17 protein-coding genes are annotated in these 14,451 nt (G+C 68.1%); 9 read left to right on the top strand and 8 right to left on the bottom strand.

What is annotated here, in order from left to right; all coding sequences use genetic code 11:
- The first annotated feature begins 167 nt into the window (after window positions 1-167).
- A complete protein-coding gene (locus FBZ87_RS12760) occupies window positions 168-1,886 on the top strand; it encodes an acyl-CoA dehydrogenase family protein (protein ID WP_145610702.1) in 1,719 nt (572 codons plus the stop codon).
- Window positions 1,887-1,938: 52 nt separating this feature from the next.
- Here the strand turns inward: FBZ87_RS12760 and FBZ87_RS12765 are convergent, their stop codons facing one another.
- Window positions 1,939-4,227: a transglycosylase domain-containing protein gene (locus tag FBZ87_RS12765; protein WP_246134381.1), complete on the bottom strand. Its 2,289-nt coding sequence runs from the start codon at window positions 4,225-4,227 to the stop codon at window positions 1,939-1,941.
- Between the two features lie 302 nt (window positions 4,228-4,529).
- Window positions 4,530-5,621, bottom strand: a complete 1,092-nt coding sequence (gene pspF / locus FBZ87_RS12770; protein WP_145610703.1) for a phage shock protein operon transcriptional activator — start codon at window positions 5,619-5,621, stop codon at window positions 4,530-4,532.
- A gap of 247 nt (window positions 5,622-5,868) precedes the next feature.
- Here pspF and FBZ87_RS29190 point away from each other — a divergent pair, with 247 nt between their 5' ends.
- The 7 genes from FBZ87_RS29190 (at window position 5,869) to FBZ87_RS12800 (ending at window position 9,128) form a co-directional block, all read left to right on the top strand.
- Window positions 5,869-6,039 carry a hypothetical protein gene (locus FBZ87_RS29190; RefSeq protein ID WP_157999463.1) on the top strand — a complete coding sequence of 57 codons (171 nt, stop codon included), beginning with the start codon at window positions 5,869-5,871 and terminating at the stop codon, window positions 6,037-6,039.
- Window positions 6,040-6,053: 14 nt separating this feature from the next.
- Window positions 6,054-6,725, top strand: coding sequence for a phage shock protein PspA (pspA, locus tag FBZ87_RS12775; protein WP_004272574.1), 672 nt, complete (start codon window positions 6,054-6,056; stop codon window positions 6,723-6,725).
- Window positions 6,726-6,732: 7 nt separating this feature from the next.
- Window positions 6,733-6,963 carry an envelope stress response membrane protein PspB gene (pspB, locus tag FBZ87_RS12780; protein WP_040845458.1) on the top strand — a complete coding sequence of 77 codons (231 nt, stop codon included), beginning with the start codon at window positions 6,733-6,735 and terminating at the stop codon, window positions 6,961-6,963.
- Window positions 6,960-7,496: an envelope stress response membrane protein PspC gene (gene pspC / locus FBZ87_RS12785; RefSeq protein ID WP_145610704.1), complete on the top strand. Its 537-nt coding sequence runs from the start codon at window positions 6,960-6,962 to the stop codon at window positions 7,494-7,496. Before pspB ends, pspC begins: the two co-directional genes overlap by 4 nt.
- A gap of 221 nt (window positions 7,497-7,717) precedes the next feature.
- Complete coding sequence (locus FBZ87_RS12790) at window positions 7,718-7,954, top strand: hypothetical protein (RefSeq protein ID WP_138918615.1); 237 nt, start codon at window positions 7,718-7,720, stop codon at window positions 7,952-7,954.
- A 14-nt stretch (window positions 7,955-7,968) separates the two neighbouring features.
- Window positions 7,969-8,184 carry a hypothetical protein gene (locus tag FBZ87_RS12795; RefSeq protein ID WP_040845461.1) on the top strand — a complete coding sequence of 72 codons (216 nt, stop codon included), beginning with the start codon at window positions 7,969-7,971 and terminating at the stop codon, window positions 8,182-8,184.
- Between the two features lie 107 nt (window positions 8,185-8,291).
- Window positions 8,292-9,128, top strand: coding sequence for a substrate-binding periplasmic protein (locus tag FBZ87_RS12800; RefSeq protein ID WP_186454742.1), 837 nt, complete (start codon window positions 8,292-8,294; stop codon window positions 9,126-9,128).
- A 187-nt stretch (window positions 9,129-9,315) separates the two neighbouring features.
- Here FBZ87_RS12800 and FBZ87_RS12805 read toward each other — a convergent pair whose 3' ends face one another.
- Window positions 9,316-9,981: a 3-oxoacid CoA-transferase subunit B gene (locus FBZ87_RS12805; protein ID WP_145610706.1), complete on the bottom strand. Its 666-nt coding sequence runs from the start codon at window positions 9,979-9,981 to the stop codon at window positions 9,316-9,318.
- Between the two features lie 12 nt (window positions 9,982-9,993).
- Window positions 9,994-10,698 (bottom strand): CoA transferase subunit A, encoded by a 705-nt coding sequence (locus FBZ87_RS12810; protein WP_145610707.1) that lies wholly within the window; start codon window positions 10,696-10,698, stop codon window positions 9,994-9,996.
- A 265-nt stretch (window positions 10,699-10,963) separates the two neighbouring features.
- Here FBZ87_RS12810 and FBZ87_RS12815 point away from each other — a divergent pair, with 265 nt between their 5' ends.
- The gene (locus FBZ87_RS12815; protein WP_145610708.1) at window positions 10,964-11,599 is read left to right on the top strand and encodes a MarC family protein; all 636 of its coding nucleotides are present in this window, start codon (window positions 10,964-10,966) and stop codon (window positions 11,597-11,599) included.
- A gap of 153 nt (window positions 11,600-11,752) precedes the next feature.
- Here the strand turns inward: FBZ87_RS12815 and FBZ87_RS12820 are convergent, their stop codons facing one another.
- From FBZ87_RS12820 to FBZ87_RS12835, 4 genes are all read right to left on the bottom strand, one after another.
- Window positions 11,753-12,193 carry a gamma-butyrobetaine hydroxylase family protein gene (locus FBZ87_RS12820; RefSeq protein ID WP_145610709.1) on the bottom strand — a complete coding sequence of 147 codons (441 nt, stop codon included), beginning with the start codon at window positions 12,191-12,193 and terminating at the stop codon, window positions 11,753-11,755.
- 11 nt (window positions 12,194-12,204) lie between these two features.
- Complete coding sequence (locus FBZ87_RS12825; RefSeq protein WP_040845462.1) at window positions 12,205-12,390, bottom strand: Trm112 family protein; 186 nt, start codon at window positions 12,388-12,390, stop codon at window positions 12,205-12,207.
- 204 nt (window positions 12,391-12,594) lie between these two features.
- On the bottom strand, window positions 12,595-13,260 hold the full coding sequence (locus tag FBZ87_RS12830; protein WP_145610710.1) for an LON peptidase substrate-binding domain-containing protein: 666 nt from the start codon (window positions 13,258-13,260) through the stop codon (window positions 12,595-12,597).
- A gap of 25 nt (window positions 13,261-13,285) precedes the next feature.
- Window positions 13,286-14,218, bottom strand: a complete 933-nt coding sequence (locus FBZ87_RS12835; RefSeq protein ID WP_145610711.1) for a thioredoxin family protein — start codon at window positions 14,216-14,218, stop codon at window positions 13,286-13,288.
- Window positions 14,219-14,451 lie beyond the last annotated feature (233 nt).

Raw genomic sequence — 14,451 nt, forward strand, 5'->3', positions numbered from 1 at the left:
CATGGCGCACACTGCCTGACTGGCGCCACGGCCCGAGGCCACGTCTCGGGCCTAGGACGCGACCGCGTCCGCCGGAGCATTTCGGGGAACGCAGTGGACTGAAATGCGAGGATAGCCAAGGCCACGGACGTGGCCGCCCGGCGCCTGAGGGAACAAGGGAAAACTCCATGATCGAGCCGGATGAGGTTCCCCCCACCGCCCGGGGCACCAACCTGTACATCGCCGACATCAACCTGCAGCGCCTGCTGGAACGGCGCGCGTCGGAGGAATTGCAGCGGCATGAGGATCGGTTGGCCGATTTCGGCGCCTGGGCCGGCGGCCCGCTGGATGAGCAGGCGGAATACACCGACCGCTACGCCAACCCACAGCACGTGCCCCAGCCCTACGGTCCCAATGGCCCTCAACCCGGCCATATCGTCTTCAACCCCCGCTACGTGGCCTGCCATGCCGAGGCCTATGCCCGGGGTGCCGTCGGCCTGCCCTATCAGAAGGGCGCATCGGGCCGGCACTTGGCCTGCTTCACCATGGGCTATCTGCTGAGCCAGGCGGACGTGTCCATCCATTGCCCTGTCACCATGACGGGCGCGGTGGCGCATGTGCTGAACACCGTGGCGCCCGAGGACCTGCGGAAGCGCTTCCTGCCGCAACTGACCCGGATGGACGGCCAGGCGCTGTCCGGCGGTACCTGGGCGACGGAGTTGCACGGCGGATCGGATGTGGGCGCCACCACCACGCGCGCCGTGAAGACGGACGAAGGCTGGGCCCTGCACGGGCTGAAATGGTTCACCAGCAACGCGGGCTCCGGCCTGGCCCTGGCCACCGCCCGTCCCGATGGCGCGCCTGCGGGGAGCCTATTGAGAGGAGGCAGGGGCCTGGGCTGCTATCTGGTGCCCAGCCACCTGGAGGAGGGACGCCCCAACGCCTACAGCGTCCGCCGCCTGAAGGAAAAGGTGGGCACACGCGGCCTGGCCACGGCGGAGTTGGACCTCAATGGCGCCACCGCTTTCGAGGTGGCGGGACCGGGCGAGGGGCTGAAGGTCATGATGGCCGCCCTGGAGTACAGCCGCATCCACAACGCCGTCGCCTCTGCCGGCCTGCTGCGCCGCGCCTTCGTCGAATCGCTGGGATGGTCGGCGCACCGCGCCGCCTTCGGCCAGACCGTCATCCATTACCCCATGGTGCAGGACCAGCTGCTGGACATGCAGATGGAATTGGAGGCGGCGGTGGCGCTGTCCTTCGAGTCGGTGTTCGCCTTCGACGCCCTGGCGACGGGGGACAGCGATCCGGAACAGGGCGGCGATTGGCTGCGCCTGGTGACGGCGCTGGCCAAGTACCGTACCGCCGACCAGGCGGTGAAGGCCTGCCGCAATGCTGTCGAGATGGTGGGTGGCAACGGCTACACCGAGGAATTCCCCACTGCCCGGCTGTACCGCGATTGCCTGGTGACCGCCGTGTGGGAGGGGCCGGCCAACATCCAGGCGCTGGAGCTGCTGCGCCTGGTGGCGGGCAAGCGGCCCGGCGACCAGATCTTCCTCGGCCGCGTGGGGGCCGCCCTATCCGACCTGCCCCCGCAGGCGGGCGATACCGCCGGGTTGCTGGAAGGCGCCCTGGAGGAATGCCGGGCCGCCCTGTCCCACCTGCGCCGCAACCCGGACCAGGCGCCCCGCCACGGCCGGCGCCTGCTGGACCTGTTGTCCGACACCCTGGCCACGGCCCTGCTGTGCGAGGAGGCAGTGGCCGACCTGAAGCTGGGCGACAGCCGCAAGATGCTGGTGGCCAACCGCTTCGCCAACCGCGTCCTGGCCCACCACAACCCCATCGCCACGGAGATGGAGCCGGCCCTGGCGGCGTTCGAGGATGTGATCCTGTATCAGCCGGTGGGGTGAGAAGCGCCCGCCAAGGCGCGGATGCGCCGCCGGCGCCTGAGGAACCCCAAAACTACTGCTCTTTCTTCAGCTTGTTCAGCAAGTCGCCGATGGGGTCGGGCTTGTTGGACGGGGTCTGGTCGGGGACGTCCTTGTCGTCGTCCTGGTCCTCTTCCTTCTGCACCGCCTCAGGCTTGACCTGACCGGTGGTGTCGACCGTTGGGACACCGGGGGCTGGCGTGGCGGCGGCGGTGGGGGCCCCGTCCAGGGGCACGGTTTCCACCGTGGGCAGGGGCGGCACGGCCGGGCCGTCGGGGGCCTGGTCCTGAACGGCGGCGGGCTGCAGCGGAATCAGGTCGCGCACGGGCAGGCCCTGCTCCAGGTCGGTCATGATGGCCTTCCACAGCTTGGCCGGCAGGGTGCCGCCGGTGATGCGCTTCATCTCGTCGCCATCGTCGTTGCCCAGCCACACGCCGGTCACGTAATCGGCGGTGAAGCCCATGAACCAGGCGTCGCGATAGTCCTGGGTGGTGCCGGTCTTGCCGGCGATGGGGCGGTCGGCCAGCTGGGCCGATTTGCCCGTGCCCACCTGCACCACGCCCATCATCATGCGCACCAGGTTGGCATCCTCCGCCGCGGCGATGGCATAGCCGGCGCCGCTGCCCTTGCGCTGGTACAGCACGCTGTCGTCGGCGTCGCGGATCTCGGTGATGCCGTAGGGGAAGACGGCGCGGCCGCCATTGGCGATGGCGGTGTAGGCGCCCGTCAGCTCCAGGGGCGTCACCTCGCTGGTGCCCAGGGCCAGCGACAGGTCGCGCCGCAGCGGTGCCGTGATGCCCAGGCGGCGGGCGACGGCGATGGCCCGGTCGATGCCCACGCTCTCCAGCAGGCGGATGGTGGCCGTGTTGACCGAGTGGGCCAGCGCCGTGCGCAGCGGAATCTCACCCATGTAACCGGGCTCGTAGTTCTTGGGCTCCCACTTGCCGCGCTTGTAGGGGGCGTCCAGGATCAAATCGTCCGGCGTGCGGCCCGCCTCCAGCGCCGCCAGATAGACGAAGGGCTTGAAGGAGGAACCGGGCTGGCGCAGGGCCTGGGTGGCGCGGTTGAACTGGCTTTCGTCGTAATCGCGCCCACCCACCATGGCCTTCACCGCCCCATCGGGCGCCATGATGACCACGGCGGCCTGGTGGACGTTGGCGGCGGCGCCAGGGCCGTTCAGGATCTCCGCCACATGCGCCGTGGCGGCGCGCTGCATCTTGGCGTCATAAGTGGTGTGCACCACCAGGTCGCCATGGTTGGGACCGATGAAGGCGTTGACCTGGTCCGCCACCCAGGCGGCGAAGTAGCGGCCGTCGCCTTCCACCGAGGGGTTGGCGCGCGGCTGGGCCGGCTGGTTCACCACCGCCTTGGCCTGTTCCACCGTGATGTAGCCGGCGTCCACCATGGTGGCCAGCACCACGGCCATGCGCTGCTCGGCCCGTTCGTTGTTGGCGCTGGGCGAGTATTTGGAGGGCGCCTTCAGCAGGCCGGCGATGATCGCCGCCTCCCGCAGGTTCACCTCGGTCGCCGACTTGTCGAAATAAGTGCGCGCCGCCGCGTCCACGCCGTAGGTGCCGGAGCCAAGATAGACCCGGTTCAGGTAGGCGCCCAGGATCTGGTCCTTGGTGTAGCGGTGCTCCAGCATCAGGGCCAGCATGGCCTCCTGCACCTTGCGGCGCATGGTCTTGGCCGGCGACAGGAACAGGTTGCGCGCCAGCTGCTGGGTGATGGTGGAGGCGCCCTGGCGCATGTGGCCGGTACGGTAATCGGTCCAGGCGGCACGGGCGATGCCGATTGGATCGACACCGAAATGACTGTAGAAGCGCCGATCCTCCACCGCCAGGACGGCGTGGACCAGGTCCGGCGAGATCTCCGACACCTCCAGCGTCTCGCCGCGCATGTCGCCGAAGCGGGCCAGCTTGCTGCCGTCGGCCGCCAGCACGGTGACCGCCGGGCGGCGCTGGAACTGCGCAACCTGGCTGATTTCCGGCAGGTCGTAGGCGAAATAGGCCACGACGCCGGCCAGGACCATGACGCCCCAGATGCCCAGCACCACCAGCGTCTTCAGCCACCACGGCATGCGCGGACCGCCGGAGCGGCGTTTGGGCGCCGGGCGCCGGCCGGGCGGCGGACGACGGCGCGGCGGCTGTCCGCCACCACCATTGCCGCCACCGGCACCACCGTCCCCCTCATCGGGGCGCGGACGTGGCGCCACACGGGGGGTGGCGGCCTTGGCCGGGGCGGTGGGCTTGCGGCGCGGCGCCGGCTGGCTGCCCACGGGGCGGAAGGCACGCAGCGAGGTGTCGGTGTCGTCAGGGCTCAAGGCGGCGACTCAACTAAGGCGTCCCTTTGGGAGCGCCGGTCATCGGGGAAAAGGCAGGCGGTGACAGGCCCTATCTAGGGGATGGGTGACCCTGCGGAAAGCGCCGGCTGGTCAACCCTGACCTCTTATCCCTTCGCCATCCCCAGGCGCTGCGTCCGCCCGGTGGTGCGGGCGGCCCCATCGGCCCTGATCCAGCGGTAGAGGGCAAAAAGGGCGTTTTCAGGGCGGCGTTTGGTCGCATGTCTTACGGGCTCCCTCAGGCGCCGGGCGGCCGCAGTTGCGTCCCAAATCAAAAATCCAGATCACTCCGCGGCGCTGCGGCGGTCCAGCAATTCATATTTGCGCAGGTAGCCGCGGAACTGGTGGTAGTTCAGGCCCAGGTCGGCGGCGGCGCGTTTCTGGTGGAACTGGTTGCGCTCCAGCGCCGCGCGCAACAGCGCCTTCTCGAAATCCGCCACCTGCTCCAGGAAGTTGCAGGGACCACTCGACGCCGTCGTTGCGGGGCCGGGCGCGGTGGGGCCCGGCGTGGTGGAGGAGGCGGGCGCCGCCTCGGCCTCCGCTTCCGCCGGTGCCGGGCCGGCGCGCCGATCGCCAGGCATGGCCACGGGGCGGAAGGGGGAATCGAAGGGATCGAAGATGACCTCGTCGATGGGCCGCTCCGCCCCCTGCGCGCGATAGACCGCCCGCTCCACCACGTTCTTCAGTTCGCGGATGTTGCCCGGCCAGGGATAGGCCAGCAGTTGGCTCATGGCCTTGGGCGCGAAGCCGGGAAAGAAAGGCCGCCCCAGTTCGCGCGCCATGGCGATGCCGAAATGGTCGACCAGCATGGGGATGTCGTCGGCCCGCGCCCGCAAGGGGGGGATGGTCACCACGTCGAAGGACAGGCGGTCCAGCAGGTCGGCGCGGAACTTCCCGGCCATGGCCATCCTGGGCAGGTCGGCGTTGGTGGCGCCCACCACGCGCACGTCCACCGACACCGTCTGGGTGCCGCCCACGCGCTCGAACTCGCCATACTCGATGACCCGCAGGATCTTCTCCTGCACCGAGGCGGAACTGGTGGCGATCTCGTCCAGGAACAGCGTGCCGCCGTCGGCCAGTTCGAAGCGGCCGACATGGCGCTTGGCCGCCCCGGTGAAGGCCCCCTGCTCATGCCCGAACAGCTCCGTCTCCAGCAGCGTCTCGGACAAGGCGGCGCAGTTCAGCTTGATGAAGGGCTTGTCCCATCGGGACGACAGGTAGTGCAGGCGGGCGGCCACCAGTTCCTTGCCCGTGCCGCGTTCACCGATCACCAGCGTCGGGCGGTTCAGCGGCGCCGCCCGCGACACATGCTCCATCAGCTGCAGGAAGGACGCGGCCTGGCCGACCAGGGACGGCGGGGTAGCGGAGGAGGCCATGGGTGATTCGCTCGCGGGGCGGAAACTACCGCGTAAGGGGGGCGTTCTGGCCGATCATGGCACCGGTTGGCGAAATTCGCCACATAATCGTGGATTTGGATAAGTCGCCCGGCTCCGCCCAGAGCGCCGTCTGGTGTGTTTTGTTTATTTTCAATATCTTACACTCGCCAGATACAATTGGCACGCCCCTTGCTGATGTAGGGACACACGATCGAATGCAAGGAACTCATCGAAGGGGAATGCAGCGATGACCGACCACACGATCCACGACAAGGCCGGCGATGCCGGCTTCTTCGCCAGCCGGGCCCAGAGCCAACTGGCCATGTTGGCGGACGATTTCCGCGCCGTGCCGGCTGAAGCTTGGATCATCCTTGCGGTCGCCACCGTGTTGAGCAACCTTTTCATCGCCCTTGCCTGAAGGAGACCTGACTCATGGGCATCTTTTCGCGCCTCAGCGACATCATCAATTCCAACCTGAACGCCATCCTGGATCGCGCCGAGGACCCGGAGAAGATCATCCGTCTGGTCATCCAGGAAATGGAAGACACGCTGGTCGAGGTTCGTTCCTCCGCGGTGAAGACCGTGGCGGAGAAGAAGGAGATCGAGCGCCGCCTGGTCGAACTCCGCCGCGAGGCCGAGGAATGGCAGCGTAAGGCCGAGCTGGCCCTGTCCAAGGACCGTGAGGACCTGGCCAAGGGCGCCCTGATGGCCCGCGCCAAGATCGCCGAAGCCGCCGACGGCCTGACGACCGACCTGGGCCGCCTGGATGAGGCCCTGGCGAAGACCAACGACGATATCGGCCAGTTGCAGGCCAAGCTGCAGGACGCCAAGACGCGGGAACGCGCCATCGTCGCCCGCCAGAAGACCGCCACGGCGCGTCTGAAGGTCAAGACCCAGCTTCATGACGACCGCATCACGGACGCCTTCTCGCGTTTCGACCAGATCGAGCGCAACCTGGATGTCCTGGAAGGCAAGGCGGAAGTCCTGGACATGGGACGCAAACGCAGCCTGGCGGACGAGATCGCCGAGCTGGAGAACAACGACAAGGTCGAATCCGAGCTGCAGGCCCTGAAGGCCAAGCTGGCGACCAAGAACCAGGGGTAATCTGTCCATGGACCTGGACGCACTTGTCGCCGTACCCATCATCTTCATGGTCATCGTGGCGCCGGTGTGGATCATCGCCCACTATGTGACCAAATGGCGGGTCGCCAAGACACTGTCGGTCGATGACGAGCGCATGCTGTCGGACCTGTGGCACAGCGCCACTGAAATGGACAGCCGCATCCAGCAGCTGGAGAAGATCCTGGATGCGGAGGCCCCGGGCTGGAGGGCACGGCAATGACTGGTAGAGGCTCTAACCCGCCGCCCTTCCCCGGGCGGCGGCCCCCCGGCGGAACCTCCGGTGGCGGTTCGGGCGGGTATGGCGGCGGCAGCCGCTGGACCAACCCCGCCGCCGGTGCCCAAGGCGGCACCTACGGGGGCGGCGGCACCTTCGGCAGCCCCAACCCCCACCGCCTGTATCGCAACCCCCGCGCCGGCAAGGTGGCTGGTGTCTGCGCCGGCGTCGCCGACTACTTCAGCGTTGACGCCTGGCTGGTGCGGCTGGGCATGGTTCTGGGCTTGGTGTTCTTCTTCCCGGCCACGATCATCGCCTACATCGTGCTGGCCGTCGTGCTGAAGCCGCAGCCCCAGGGGCTGTACGGCAGCAACGAGGAAGAGGTGTTCTGGCGGTCAGTCACCACCCGCCCCGACCAGACCCTGGCCGGCCTGCGCGCCAAGTTCCGCGACCTGGATCGCGAGATCGGCGCCATGGAGACCGCCGTCGCCTCTCGCGAGTTCGACCTGCGGCGGCAGTTCAAGGACCTGGAGAAGTAGGTCTCCAGGTGTGCACGGGGGAATGCGGGGAAGGCCCCTTCGGTCCCCTTCCCCGGCGGCGGCCACCCCGGCCGTTTATTGCGGCAGCCCATCCCAATGGTTGCCAGGGCCTGTCACCAGGCACAAAATAATCTAAGATTGCGTGGCCTGACGGGACCGGCCCGGTCCCGTCGACGCCCCAGGTTTACCCGTCACACGACCCTTAGCAGGTGGCCTTCCCCATGTCGCCGATACTCGTCCCCCTCTTGGCGCTGTGCATCCCCATCGTGGCCATCGTCTTGCGGGCGATGCAGAAGCTGCAGGATATCGAGGCCATGGCCCAGGCGCGCCGCGGCCAGCAGGACCAGCGCTTCCGCTGCTATGATGATCTGGAGCGCCGCGTGACCCAGATGGAGCGGCACGTCACCAGCCCCGAATTCGACCTCAACCGCAAGCTGAGCCAGCTGGCCCAGCGCTGATAGGACGAAGCCCCATGTCCCCCCTGCTGATCCCCCTCGCCGCCCTGATGATCCCCATCGTGGCCCTGGTGACCCGTTACATGATCCGCGCGCGCGAGCTGCAGGCCCAGGGCCTGTCGGATCATGCCGCCGGCGACCTGCTGGCCCGCGCTGATCGGCTGGAGCAGCGGGTGCAACAGCTGGAACGCCTGCTGGACGCCGAATCCCCCGGCTGGCGCGCCCGCGCCTGACCCTTTCTCCTATCCCTTCGCCCCGCCACGGCGCGCTTGAACGGCACCGCGGCGGGGCCTTAGATGGGAAGATCGTCATCTTCCCCGCGATAGGACACCCAGCCCCCGTGCCGCGACCCACCCTTGCCGGGGCTGTCTTGCTGATCACGGCCGCTGTGGCCGGCTTGGCGGCGTTGTTTTCCGATGACGCCGGCGCCCAATCCCCCACCGGCCAATCCCTCACTGGCCAATCCCCCACCGGCCTGCCCGCCGCCCTGGTCTTCGGCATCCTGGAAACGGAACAGCCGCCCCTGGTGGACCTGCGGAACGGCGAAGTGGCCGGCGGCCTGATCAAGGCCATTGGCGACGAGATCGCCCGGCGCACGGGCTTCAAGCCCCTCTATCGCCTGGTCCCCCGCAACCGCCTGGAGGCCGACCTGGCCGACGGCCTGATCGACCTGGCCTGCGGCTACAGCCCCGATTGGCTGCCCAAGGTGGCCATCACCCGCTTCTCACCCCCCATCCTGGTCAGCCACAGCGTGCTGGTCGTCCGCCGGGCCGACAGCGAGCGCTTGCGCACCCTGGGCGACCTGGCCGGGCGGCCCATCGGTGCCATCCTGGGTTTCCGCTACCCGCGCGAGGTGGAGGCGGCCTTCATCGACGGCACCTGGCAGCGGGAGGACGCGCCGTCCGCAGAAAGCAATTTCCTGAAGCTGCGCAACCAGCGGGTGGACGCCATCCTGACCACCGACCTGGAGGCCGACTACCGTCAGACGGTGGACAAGACCTGGGCCCGGGCGCTGACCGTCCTGCCCCAGACGGTGGGCGATCATGAGGAACGCTGCGCCAACGCCCCCCGGTCGCCCTTGGCCATGGAAACGCTGGACGCAGCCATCGAGGCCATGCGGGCCGACGGCACGCTAACCCGCCTGCGCCTGGCCGCCACCGGGCGGGCGGCGAGCTGAGTCTTTCCAGCCCTCAAGCGCCGGGCGCCGGCATCCGCTGGCTGGGCTGATCCTCGCTTTCCGGTCCGCTTGCGCTCCCTGGAGAGCTCCGGCGGCCCCAGCGGGGCCTCCAGCGGGGCCTATAGAATAACAAACGGGCCGCCCCCGAGGGGACGGCCCGCTGCCCATCAAGCGACAAGTCGACGTCTTAGAGGCCCGGCCCCACCTTGAACTCCGCCTCAGTCTTCTGGCGGATCTCGTCCACCGTCACGCCGGGGGCGACCTCGGCCAGGGTCAGGCCGCTGCCGCCTTCCTTGTCGACCTGGAAGACGCCCAGGTCGGTGATGATCATGTCCACCACCTTGGTGCCGGTCAGCGGCAGGGTGCAGGCCTTGAGGATCTTGGGCTCCAACGCGCCGGTCTTCTTGTCGACGGCGCAGTGTTCCATCACCACGACCACCTTCTTGACGCCGGCCACCAGGTCCATGGCGCCACCCATGCCTTTGACCATCTTGCCCGGGATCATCCAGTTGGCGAGATCGCCATTGGCCGCCACCTGCATGGCGCCCAGCACGGACAGGTCGATATGGCCGCCACGGATCATGGCGAAGCTGTCGGCGGAGCTGAAGAAGCTGCTGTAGGGCAGTTCGGTGATGGTCTGCTTGCCGGCGTTGATCAGGTCCGGATCCTCCTCCCCCTCATAGGGAAAGGGGCCCATGCCCAGCATGCCGTTCTCGCTCTGCAGCGTGACGTGCACGCCGTCGGGGATGTAGTTGGCCACCAGCGTCGGGATGCCGATGCCCAGGTTGACGTAGAAACCGTCGCGCAGCTCTTTCGCAGCGCGGGCGGCGATGTCCTCACGGGTCCATGCCATAGGTCAGCTCCTTCACGCGCGCGGACGGGTGGTGCGCTGCTCGATGCGCTTTTCGAACTTGGCGCCCTTGATGATGCGCTGGACGAAGATGCCGGGGGTGTGGATGTGGTCGGGGTCGAAGCTGCCCGGTTCCACCAGCTCCTCGACCTCGACCACCGTCACCTTGCCGGCCGTGGCCATCATCGGGTTGAAGTTCCGCGCCGTCTTGCGATAGACGAGGTTGCCCTCGGTATCGCCCTTCCAGGCCTTGACGATGGACAGGTCGGCGACGATGCCGCGCTCCATCACATAGGTCTCGCCGTCGAACTCGCGCAGCTCCTTGCCCTCGGCCACCAGCGTGCCCACGCCCGTCTTGGTGAAGAAGGCGGGGATGCCGGCGCCGCCGGCGCGGATGCGCTCGGCCAGGGTGCCCTGCGGGTTGAATTCCAGCTCAAGCTCACCGGACAGGTACTGCTGGGCGAACAGCTTGTTCTCACCCACGTAGCTGCTGATCATCTTCTTGATCTGCTTGGTTTCCAACAGCACGCCCAGGCCGAAGCCATCAACACCGGCGTTGTTGGAGACGACCGTGAGCCCGGTCACGCCCGAGAGGCGGATGGCCTCGATCAGGTTTTCCGGGATGCCGCACAGGCCGAAGCCGCCGGCCATGACGGTGATGTCGTTGCGCAACAGCCCGGCCAGGGCGGTTACGGCGTCGGGGTAGACCTTCTTGCTCATCGTGTCTCCGGACGGCCCCCTAGGATGTTTGGATTTCCGGTGCCTGCCCCTCTCCCGGGCACTATGCACCGCAGCATTGCTTACGGCCCCGATGGGGGTTAAGTCAACTTGAACGACCCTTCAACTTCGGCAGCCCTGCCCCTTGCCAGCCGCCGCTTGCAGCAGGCGCCCCAACGCGCTAGACCCTGAGGGGTCTGCCGGGACGCCCGCGACCCCTGGGTCCTGCCTCCCACGGCCTACTCCTTTTCCTCAGGCCCGTCCTCCCGTGCTGGACCTCATCCTCACCACCGCCGTCGCCCTGTTCGTCACCATCGATCCCGTCGGGCTGGGCCCCATGTTCGTGGGCCTGACGGCCGGCATGGACCAGCGCTACCGCCGGCGCATGGCCATCAAGGGCACGGTGATCGCGGCCCTGATCCTGTTCTTCTTCGCCTTCGCCGGCGACCTGCTGCTGCGGGCTCTGGGCATCGGCTTCGCCGCCTTCCGCATCGCCGGCGGCGTGCTGCTGATGCTGGTGGCCATCGACATGGTCTTCGCCCGCGAAAGCGGCGTGCGCACCGCCACGGCGGATGAGCGGGAAGAGGCGCGCCACCGCGCCGACATCTCCGTCTTCCCCCTGGCCATCCCATTGATCAGCGGCCCCGGCACCATGACCACCATCGTGCTGTTCATGGGCCGCGCCCACGGCGACTTGGCCAAGCAGGCCGTGGTGCTGGGCGTCCTGGCCGGCATCCTGGCCCTGACCCTGTTCGTGCTGATTTTCGCCACCAAGGTCAGCCGCATCCTGGGCCGTACCGGCATCACCGTGCTGAACCGCGTGCTGGGCATCCTGCTATCCGCCCTGGCCTGCCAATTCGTGATCGACGGAATTTTGGCGAGCGGCTTGATTCATACGAGTTAGCTTCAGGCGCCAGCGCCGCCATCCGGCGGCTCGGCTTCCTCACATTTCGGTCCGCTGCGCTCCCCAAAATGCTGCGGCGGCCGCGGTCGCGGCCTTGTCGCTGCGCTCCGTGGCGCTCCAAGGGTGTGTTTGGGCGGAGGTAGGCCGCCTGCTTCAGCCGCAGCCCCCACCGGAGCCGCAGCTGGGGCCGTGGCGGTGGGGGGCGGTGTCGCGGTTGAGGCCCTGGGCCTCCAGCTCGGATAGATAGCGGGCCCAGCGCTCGTCGTACTCCATGCCCAGCTCGTACAGGTATTTCCAGGAGAAGATGCCGGTGTCGTGGCCGTCGTCGAAGATCAGGCGGACGGCGTAGTTGCCGATGGGCTCCAGCTCCGCCACCGCGACGGTGCGCTTGCCCGGCACCGTCTGCTTCTGATCCGGGCTGTGGCCCTGCACCTCGGCCGACGGGCTTTCCACCCGCAGGTACTCGGCCGGCAGGGTGGCGCGGGCACCGTTGTCGAAGGTGATGACCAGTTCACGCTCCGCCCGCTTGTAGCGGATCTCGGTCGGCCAATGCTGGGTGCCGTGGGCGTCGGTCGCGAAGTTTTCCTGGGTCATGACTGTCAGCCTCAGTCGTCGAGAGACCGGGCCTCGTCCACCAGCATGATGGGGATGCCGTCGCGGATGGGATAGGCCAGGCGCGCCTGCTGGCTCACCAGTTCCTGGCGCTGGGCGTCGTAGCTGAGCGGCCCCTTGGTCAGGGGGCAGACCAGGATCTCCAACAGCTTGGGATCGACCTTGGCGGTATCGGACATGGCGGCAAAACCTTGCGAAAAAGGAAGTCATAGCAGCGGCATGAGATTTTGCCTCATCCCGCTATCGGATGCGACCGCATCCGCCGTAGCGAGCACCCTCTCTTATACAGAAAAGGGGGCGCGGAGCGAGGAAGCCAAGCCGGCGGATGCCGGCGCCGGCGCTTGAGGGGGCATTTGAGCGGTTACGATCACATGCCCGTAGTATCAATGCCGCGCGGCATCGCCGTCCGCCGATTCATGCACCGCCATCTGCACCAACGCCAGCAGCATCGACGCGCGACCGATGAAATCCGGTGCCTCCAGCAGGGCCTGCTTCTCGGCCGGTGTGAAAGGGCACAGCATGGCGATGGTGGCGACCAGCTGTTCATCCGACGCCGTCTCAAGCGCCTGCCAGTTCACCGTCAGCGACCGCCGGGTGAAATAGGGCCTCAGCGCCGCCATCAGGCCGGCCCGGTCGAAGCCGCCATCGGCCGGGGCGACGAAGTCGCCGGCGAAGGGCGACCAGTCGGCCATGACGCGGCGGTAGCCTCGCATGGTCGACACCTCTTCCCGGATGCGAAAGCGGCAAAGGCCGGACAGGGTGATGAGATAGCGGCCGTCGTCGGTCTCGGCGAAGGCTGTCAGCCGGCCGCAACAGCCTACGCCGGCCAGCGGCGGATCAATGCTGCTGTCCGTTTCCGTTCCCGGTTCCACCGGCTGGATCATGCCGATCAGCCGGTCACCGGCCAGGCTGTCCTGGACCATGGCCAGGTAGCGCGGCTCGAACACATTGAGCGGCAGGCGGGCCCGGGGCAGCAGCAGCACCCCCGTCAGGGGAAAGACGGGGATGCTGGCCGGCAGCTGCTCGAAGGTGGGGGTGAAGGGGCTCATCACACCGTTACGATAGCGAAATCACTTAGGCGAACAGGACGGAAGAGAGCTTGCGCCGCCCCGCGATGGCCAGCGGGTGCTTGAAGCCCAGGGCTTCGAAGAACTTCACCAACTGCTTGCGGGCCGCCTGCTCGTTCCATTCGCGGTCGCGCTTCACGATGTCCAGCAGGTGGTCCACCGCCGCCTCCTGCTGGCCGCCGGCATAGAGGGCCAGGGCCAAGTCATAGCGGGCCTGGTGGTTGTCGGCGTCGGCCGCCACCGCGCGCTCCAGATCGCCCACCGGGCCCATGTCCGCCGCCTGGCGGGCCAGGTCCATCTGGGTGCGCAGGGCCACGATCTCCGGCGCCTTGGCCAGGGCCGCCGGCGCCTGGTCCAGCATCTCCTGCGCGGTGTCCGCCTGGTCGGCGGCCAGCAGGCAGCGGATCAGGCCGGCGTAGGCCGCGGCGTTCTCCGGCTCCTCACCCAGCACCTCATTATAGAGGGCGGCCGCCGTCTGGGCGTCGCCCGACTCCAGCAGCTGGCCCGCCTCCTCCAGCACGGCGGCGATGTCGGCGGCGCCGGGCACGCCGCCCGCGGCCTGCACCAGGCGGTCGATGAACTGCTTCACCTGGCTTTCAGGCAGGGCGCCGGTGAAGCCGTCCACCGGCCGGCCCTGGAAGAAGGCATAGACGGCCGGAATGGACTGGATGCGCAGCTGGCCGGCAATGGCCGGGTTCTGGTCGGTGTCGATCTTGACCAGCTTCACCGCCCCCTTGGCGGCCAGCACAGCCTTTTCGATGATGGGGCCCAGGGTCTTGCAGGGGCCGCACCACGGCGCCCAGAAGTCCACGATCACCGGCACCTCGCGTGAGGCTTCGATGACGTCGGCCATGAAGGTGCGGTCGCTGCCGTCCTTGATCAGGTCGGACTTGTCCACCGGGGCGTTGCCACCGGGGGCGGCGTTGGTCGGAAACTGCATGGCCTCGTATATCCCTTCTCAGCCGCAGGAGCCGGCTTCCACCAGCCGCCGCCCACCTGGGCACGGCATGGGGGGCCCCGCGCATAGGTCCCTGAAATGAGCCCGCCGGGCCGCCGCCGCAAGGGGCACGCGCGCCCCACGCGCCGTCGGGGCGGGTGACCGGTCCCTTATAGCCGCCCCCGCGCGGGGAAAAAAGACACCCGATTTTTCCCTGAAAAAAGCGCTTGCATTCG

The organism is Nitrospirillum amazonense (assembly GCF_007828035.1).
Classification (GTDB): Bacteria; Pseudomonadota; Alphaproteobacteria; order Azospirillales; family Azospirillaceae; genus Nitrospirillum; species Nitrospirillum amazonense.

What these genes read in the sequence shown, in the direction of transcription:
- pspA (WP_004272574.1), top strand. Translation starts at nt 6,054, where the DNA reads ATGGGCATCTTTTCGCGCCTCAGCGACATCATCAATTCCAACCTGAAC.
- FBZ87_RS12795 (WP_040845461.1), top strand. Translation starts at nt 7,969, where the DNA reads ATGTCCCCCCTGCTGATCCCCCTCGCCGCCCTGATGATCCCCATCGTG.
- FBZ87_RS12835 (WP_145610711.1), bottom strand. Translation starts at nt 14,218, where the DNA reads ATGCAGTTTCCGACCAACGCCGCCCCCGGTGGCAACGCCCCGGTGGAC.
- FBZ87_RS12830 (WP_145610710.1), bottom strand. Translation starts at nt 13,260, where the DNA reads ATGAGCCCCTTCACCCCCACCTTCGAGCAGCTGCCGGCCAGCATCCCC.
- FBZ87_RS12810 (WP_145610707.1), bottom strand. Translation starts at nt 10,698, where the DNA reads ATGAGCAAGAAGGTCTACCCCGACGCCGTAACCGCCCTGGCCGGGCTG.
- FBZ87_RS12790 (WP_138918615.1), top strand. Translation starts at nt 7,718, where the DNA reads ATGTCGCCGATACTCGTCCCCCTCTTGGCGCTGTGCATCCCCATCGTG.
- FBZ87_RS12825 (WP_040845462.1), bottom strand. Translation starts at nt 12,390, where the DNA reads ATGTCCGATACCGCCAAGGTCGATCCCAAGCTGTTGGAGATCCTGGTC.
- pspF (WP_145610703.1), bottom strand. Translation starts at nt 5,621, where the DNA reads ATGGCCTCCTCCGCTACCCCGCCGTCCCTGGTCGGCCAGGCCGCGTCC.
- FBZ87_RS29190 (WP_157999463.1), top strand. Translation starts at nt 5,869, where the DNA reads ATGACCGACCACACGATCCACGACAAGGCCGGCGATGCCGGCTTCTTC.
- pspB (WP_040845458.1), top strand. Translation starts at nt 6,733, where the DNA reads ATGGACCTGGACGCACTTGTCGCCGTACCCATCATCTTCATGGTCATC.
- FBZ87_RS12760 (WP_145610702.1), top strand. Translation starts at nt 168, where the DNA reads ATGATCGAGCCGGATGAGGTTCCCCCCACCGCCCGGGGCACCAACCTG.
- pspC (WP_145610704.1), top strand. Translation starts at nt 6,960, where the DNA reads ATGACTGGTAGAGGCTCTAACCCGCCGCCCTTCCCCGGGCGGCGGCCC.
- FBZ87_RS12820 (WP_145610709.1), bottom strand. Translation starts at nt 12,193, where the DNA reads ATGACCCAGGAAAACTTCGCGACCGACGCCCACGGCACCCAGCATTGG.
- FBZ87_RS12805 (WP_145610706.1), bottom strand. Translation starts at nt 9,981, where the DNA reads ATGGCATGGACCCGTGAGGACATCGCCGCCCGCGCTGCGAAAGAGCTG.